Below are 512 nucleotides of genomic sequence, written 5' to 3' on the forward strand. Positions count from 1 at the left end.
CTTTTTTATTTTTTATCCTATTAAAACTCCGTAAAGTTCTGTATTCACTGCCAAAGTACCTTTCACTGTGAAAGTATAAACAGGGCTTGAGGCATTAGCAGAAACTTCACCCATCGATAAAACGCAGGCAAATAAAGTATATTCTCTTCCTACATCATCAGTAAATACGCAAGTTCTGTTTGTACCTTGAACAAGTCCGTTTGTAAATATTCTATTTCTCCAAGTTTCCGCAGGAGTTACAACTTTATTAATAGAAACATTAATTGTAGCAGGAACCGCCATTTCAACTGCCCCAACAGTCCCGAAATTAACTTTTAATTGCTTTACTGTTTCTTCATCTATACTCATAGAAGCGGCGTCTTCTCCCATATCGAACGCAGTAAGGTTTAAGTCTGCGTCATCAGGAAAAATCAAAGAAGTAACCGCTTTATTTATAAATCTTTCTAAATAGCTAGGTAATTGTACCATTTATAATCTCCTTTATTACTATGCTTGAACTCGGCTATAATTAT

At 35.0% G+C, this 512-nt stretch carries 1 protein-coding gene; it reads right to left on the bottom strand.

All coding sequences use genetic code 11. The annotated features are described in order from the left end of the window. Positions 1-12: 12 nt before the first annotated feature. Positions 13-468, bottom strand: a complete 456-nt coding sequence (locus tag EZH24_RS13375) for a hypothetical protein (RefSeq protein WP_137999482.1) — start codon at positions 466-468, stop codon at positions 13-15. Between the last annotated feature and the right edge of the window lie 44 nt (positions 469-512).

This window comes from Brachyspira catarrhinii (genome assembly GCF_005518285.1).
Classification (GTDB): Bacteria; Spirochaetota; Brachyspiria; order Brachyspirales; family Brachyspiraceae; genus Brachyspira; species Brachyspira catarrhinii.

Coding starts and splice junctions, on each gene's coding strand:
- EZH24_RS13375 (WP_137999482.1), bottom strand. CDS start 468: ATGGTACAATTACCTAGCTATTTAGAAAGATTTATAAATAAAGCGGTT.